Annotated in this window: 6 protein-coding genes; 3 read left to right on the top strand and 3 right to left on the bottom strand. The window is 68.5% G+C overall.

The features are described from left to right. Window positions 1-192 precede the first annotated feature (192 nt). Window positions 193-1,743 (bottom strand): adenylate/guanylate cyclase domain-containing protein, encoded by a 1,551-nt coding sequence (locus ACWDUD_RS30415; RefSeq protein WP_450111750.1) that lies wholly within the window; start codon window positions 1,741-1,743, stop codon window positions 193-195. Window positions 1,744-1,801: 58 nt separating this feature from the next. Between ACWDUD_RS30415 and nucS the strand changes: the two genes are divergently transcribed. Together nucS and ACWDUD_RS30405 are read left to right on the top strand one after the other, a co-directional pair. Further along, window positions 1,802-2,476 carry an endonuclease NucS gene (gene nucS / locus ACWDUD_RS30410; protein ID WP_197255320.1) on the top strand — a complete coding sequence of 225 codons (675 nt, stop codon included), beginning with the start codon at window positions 1,802-1,804 and terminating at the stop codon, window positions 2,474-2,476. 2 nt (window positions 2,477-2,478) lie between these two features. Further along, window positions 2,479-2,787 carry an ATP/GTP-binding protein gene (locus ACWDUD_RS30405; protein ID WP_450111749.1) on the top strand — a complete coding sequence of 103 codons (309 nt, stop codon included), beginning with the start codon at window positions 2,479-2,481 and terminating at the stop codon, window positions 2,785-2,787. A 33-nt stretch (window positions 2,788-2,820) separates the two neighbouring features. On the opposite strand, the gene ACWDUD_RS30400 is transcribed toward ACWDUD_RS30405, so the two are convergent. Together ACWDUD_RS30400 and mce are read right to left on the bottom strand one after the other, a co-directional pair. Then, the gene (locus tag ACWDUD_RS30400; RefSeq protein WP_450111748.1) at window positions 2,821-3,870 is read right to left on the bottom strand and encodes a hypothetical protein; all 1,050 of its coding nucleotides are present in this window, start codon (window positions 3,868-3,870) and stop codon (window positions 2,821-2,823) included. A 74-nt stretch (window positions 3,871-3,944) separates the two neighbouring features. Beyond that, the gene (gene mce, locus ACWDUD_RS30395) at window positions 3,945-4,430 is read right to left on the bottom strand and encodes a methylmalonyl-CoA epimerase (protein WP_197255316.1); all 486 of its coding nucleotides are present in this window, start codon (window positions 4,428-4,430) and stop codon (window positions 3,945-3,947) included. A 111-nt stretch (window positions 4,431-4,541) separates the two neighbouring features. Here mce and ACWDUD_RS30390 point away from each other — a divergent pair. Continuing rightward, a partial coding sequence (locus tag ACWDUD_RS30390) for a thiolase family protein (RefSeq protein WP_450111747.1) occupies window positions 4,542-4,858 on the top strand: 317 nt, incomplete at its 3' end.

Genomic DNA, 4,858 nt, shown 5'->3' with positions numbered 1-4,858 from the left:
ACTGCACTCGACAGGGTGTGGGAGAGTAGGACACCGCCGAACACCCGTTACCGAAGACCCCCACCGATTCCGGTGGGGGTCTTCGGCTTTCCCGGGTCCGGGTGTTCCGGTCCCGGCCGGTGACCAACAGTGTGCGTCCGGCTGCCGGTGTGTCGCTGGGATTCACCCGCGGATCTACGGCGATCTGCCCCCTCACTCGGAGAGGTGGGCGAGGATGTGGACGATCGTCGTTTCGGCGCGGCCGCGCAGAGCGATCCGATCGTGCGGAGTCCACAGTGCGCCTTCGGAATCCGACGCGGCATCGACGGCGCGCCCGGAGGCTGCGACCCTTCCGGGGACCGACTTCGCCAGCTCCGACAACCGTGCCGCCTCGTTGACCGGATCACCGATCACGGTGTACTCGAAGCGTTCCCGTGCCCCCACATTCCCGGCGACCGCCCGTCCGGCGGCCACGCCGATGCCGGCTCGGCACTCGGGTACCTCGGTGAGGATGCGGAGGGCGATCTCGCGGGCGGCGCGCAGGGCGGAGCCGGCAGCGTCGTCGGTTTCGACGGGTGCGCCGAAGATTGCCAGGGCGGCATCGCCTTCGAACTTGTTGACGAAGCCGCCGGCGCGGTGCACTTCGTCGACGACGACCTCGAAGAACCGGTTGAGCAGCGCGACGACCTCGGCCGGCGGTCGGCTCGCGGCCATCGCAGTGGAACCGATGATGTCGACGAACAGCACCGCCACATCCCGTTCTTCTCCGCCGAGGACATCTGCATTGGCGAGCGCGGCCGCCGCGACCTCGCGTCCGACGTGCCGGCCGAAGACGTCTCGCAGTCGTTCGCGTTCGCTCAGCCCTTCGGCCATCCGATTGAACCCGGCCTGTAGTTCGCCGAGGGCGGTGCCGTCGTACACCACGACCCTGGTGTCGAGGTCGCCCTGCTCGATTCGGGTCATGCCGGCCCGCACGGATTCGATGGGCGCGATGCTCGCGCGCACACTGAGCCACATCAGCAGGGCACCGACGACGAGCGCGATCGAGCCGATCGTCAGGATCGTCACCGCGAACCGGGTGGGAGTGACGGGCCGGATGAAGCTGAACACCGCGACCAGGAGCAGCCCCACGATCGGGACAGCGCTGCCCAGCGCCCACGCGAGCATGAACCTGCCGCCGGCGCTCGCAGGACGTCGTCGTACCGGACCTTCCTCGAGTGCGCGAGCCGCTACCGGGCGCAGCGCGAACTCGCCGAACAGGTAGACGAAGCCGCACACGGTCAGACCGGCCAGGGTGATCGTCAGGGAGACCTTGGGGATCGTCGTCGGATCGATGATGCCGAAACACGTCGTGAACAGGACCAGTCCGATGAACCAGAGCATTCCCTGATGAAGGGTGAGCCGCCACGGCAGACGGAGCGCAGCCCGCTTCTGGGCGTCGGTCGGGGGCCGGTCGTCGAGCGCCCAGCGCAGTTGCTCGAGTCCGAGCCTGGTGCCGCGCACCGTTCCGACGACCATCGCGACGAGTACGTAGACGGGTGCGATCACGGCGACGACGACGAGAAATTCGCGGGTGAGCACCGTCGGGCCGGGGACCACCACGTTGATCAGCACGGCGGCGATGGCCGCCCCGAGGAAGTGCGTGCCGAGCAGCGAGAAGGTCAACAGGGTCTGGATTCGGATGCGTTGCCGCCGAACCGGTTCGGCGGGCTCACCGAGGATCGGGGAACCGAGTGGCGCGTCACTTGCACGGCGTACGGGCATAGTCGTTGGAGACTAGTCGTTTAGTGCGTGGCACGGGGCATCCATTAGGGTGGCAGGAGTGCGCCTAGTGATTGCCCGCTGCCGAGTCGACTACATCGGACGCCTGACGGCACACCTGCCGACGGCGCGACGCCTGCTGCTGGTCAAGGCCGACGGTTCGGTGAGCGTCCATGCCGACGACCGTGCCTACAAGCCGCTGAACTGGATGAGCCCGCCGTGCTGGATGGCCGAGGAGCCGACCGAGGACGCGGAGGCTCTGTGGGTGGTCACCAACAAGGCAGGTGAGCAACTGCGCATCACGATCGAGGAGATCGAGCACGATTCGAGTCACGAACTGGGCGTCGATCCGGGCCTGATCAAGGACGGTGTGGAGGCGCACCTGCAGGAGCTGCTCGCCGAGCACGTCCATACATTGGGCCCCGGGTACACGCTCATCCGACGGGAGTACCCGACGGCGATCGGCCCGGTCGATCTGCTGTGCCGGGACGCGGACGGCGGCACGGTGGCGGTCGAGATCAAGCGACGCGGCGAGATCGACGGTGTCGAACAGCTCACCCGCTATCTCGAACTGCTCAACCGGGATCCGCTGCTGGCGCCGGTGACCGGCGTGTTCGCGGCGCAACAGATCAAACCGCAGGCCAAGACTCTCGCCACCGACCGGGGCATCCGCTGCCTCGTCCTCGACTACGAGGCGTTGCGCGGAACCGAGAGCACCGAGTTCCGGTTGTTCTGATCATGCCGCGCCGCAACCGAGCTCAGCCGCCGCGGCAACGCGGGCGGAACCTGCACGCGTCCGCGACCGTCCGCACCGAGTACGGGCCGGCGGGCGCCGAGTCGGAACGGTTCACCGTACGCACGGTGCCGGGGTCGCGAGCGACCAAGTCGTATCGGTGCCCGGGATGCGACCACGAGATCGCGCCGGGCACCGCGCATGTGGTCGCCTGGTCGACCGATGCGCTCGGTGGCGCGGACGACCGCCGGCACTGGCACACCGGATGCTGGTCGGGACGCGCGACTCGCAGTCCGACGAGACGCTGGTCGTAGTCGCCGGACGCGGGTCGAACACGCGCGATTCGGCTACCTGCGTGCCTTGCTGGTGACCGCGGGGGAACGACCCCGATCGCCCGCCACTGCCGGCATCCGCTCGGTTTCGTCGCCCGACCGGTCGTTGTTCGCCGCCGACTCGGGGGCCGAAGCCTCGGCATCGTCCGACCCTGCGCTGTCGGCTTCCGCTCGGTCGGTGCGGTCGTCCTGTGTCGACTGCCCGTCGCGGTCGAGCAGCTCGCCTTCCCGCGTGACCGCGGCGAGCATCGACGGAACGGATTCGAGTTGCTCGCGTACCCCGTCGAGCTGGGTGAGGATCCGGCTGCGCAGCACGCGCAGCTCCTCGGTGAGATCGCGGGCGTTGGCGATCTTGCGCTCCGACTGTTCGGTCGCGACGGCGAGACGTCGTGCGGCTTCCTGGGTCGCCTGCTCGACGCGCCGGTCGGCCTCGGCCTTGCTGGTGCGCTCGAGTTCGTCGAGCGCACCGAGCAGCTTGGACCGACGCTCGCCCATCGTGATCTCGAAGTCCTGCTGGACCTGTGCGCGCTTGGCTTCGGCTTCCGCGGCGAGCCGGTCGCGTTCCGCCTCGGCGGCGGCGATGATGCGATTGGCCTCGGCGCGTGCCGCGGCCATCGTCTCCGCATGTTCCTCTTCGAACGCGACGCGCCGCCGCTCGAGCTCGGCGATCTTCGCTTCGTAGTCGCCGCGCAGACGGATGCCTTCCTGCTCGGCGAGCGAGATCATTTCCGCCGCTTCGGCTTCCGCGCGCGCCCGAAGCTCGGACGCCTCGTCGGACGCCAGCCGGAGCATCCGGGAGATGCGATCGCTCATCCCCTCGGCGGTCGTCGGAGGCACCGACAACCGATCGACGTCCCTGCGCAGTTCGTCGATCTCGTTGCGGGCGTTCTCGAGCTGACGGGACAGGTCGCGGGCCTGAGCCGCGGCGGCGTCCCGGTCGGTCGCGGTCACCCGCAGCTCGGCCTCGAACCGTGCGAAGTAGTTGGTCACCTCGTCGCGGTCGAAGCCCTTGCGCACGATGGAAAACGGGAGATGGCTGGGGGTGCGATCGCGATCGAAGACCATGGCGTCAATCTACCCGGTCGGTGAGGCTCGGGCGGCGGGCGATCCCGCGTTGTGATAAGCGCCGCGTCGAGGACTCAGTGGTGAACGTCGGCGGCCGGCTCGACGAGCTCGACGAGCACACCACCGGCGTCCTTCGGATGCAGGAAGTTGATGCGCGAATCGGCGGTTCCGCGGCGCGGTGCGTCGTACAGCAGCCGCACACCCTGCTCACGGAGAATGGTCGACACGGCGTCGAGATCGCTGACGCGGTAGGCGAGCTGCTGGAGTCCCGGGCCGCTGCGGTCGATGAACTTCGCGATCGTCGAGTTCTCGTTCAGCGGTGCGAGGAGCTGGATCGCGGTGGAACCCTCGGGGGAACCGGGCACCGACAGCATCGCCTCGCGCACGCCCTGCTCCTCGTTGACCTCCTCGTGGGTGGAGACCAGGCCGAGGTTCTCGGCGTACCAGGTGAGGGCGGCGTCGAGGTCGGGCACCGCGATGCCGACGTGATCGATGGCGGTGACGAGGCCGGAGGCCAGCACGGCGCCGGTTGCGGGGGAATGGGAGGACGACTCAGTCATGTTCTAGACGGTAGCGCTAACGTTAGATCAAATCACGCCGGGAGGTCGCTTCCGGCACAACCCCAGGAACGCGCCAGGCTGCTGTTCCTCGAGACCTCGGAGGAATTCCCCGTGACCACTTCAGTCATCGTTGCCGGTGCCCGTACCCCGATGGGCCGTTTGCAGGGCGCGTTGAAGGATTTCTCGGGGTCGGATCTGGGTGGTATCGCGATCAAGGGGGCACTGGCCAGGGCCGGGGTCGCCCCGGAGCAGGTGGAGTACGTGATCATGGGTCAGGTGCTCACCGCCGGCGCCGGGCAGATCCCGGCCCGGCAGGCCGCGGTCGCGGCGGGCATCCCGATGGATGTGCCGGCGTTGACGGTCAACAAGGTGTGTCTGTCCGGGATCGACGCGATCGCGCTGGCCGATCAGCTGATCCGGGCCGGGGA

This window comes from Rhodococcus sp. NPDC003382 (assembly GCF_053589135.1).
This window is presented reverse-complemented; position numbering and strand designations above follow the sequence as displayed.

Coding starts and splice junctions, on each gene's coding strand:
- ACWDUD_RS30400 (WP_450111748.1), bottom strand. CDS start 3,870: ATGGTCTTCGATCGCGATCGCACCCCCAGCCATCTCCCGTTTTCCATC.
- ACWDUD_RS30415 (WP_450111750.1), bottom strand. CDS start 1,743: ATGCCCGTACGCCGTGCAAGTGACGCGCCACTCGGTTCCCCGATCCTC.
- mce (WP_197255316.1), bottom strand. CDS start 4,430: ATGACTGAGTCGTCCTCCCATTCCCCCGCAACCGGCGCCGTGCTGGCC.
- ACWDUD_RS30405 (WP_450111749.1), top strand. CDS start 2,479: ATGCCGCGCCGCAACCGAGCTCAGCCGCCGCGGCAACGCGGGCGGAAC.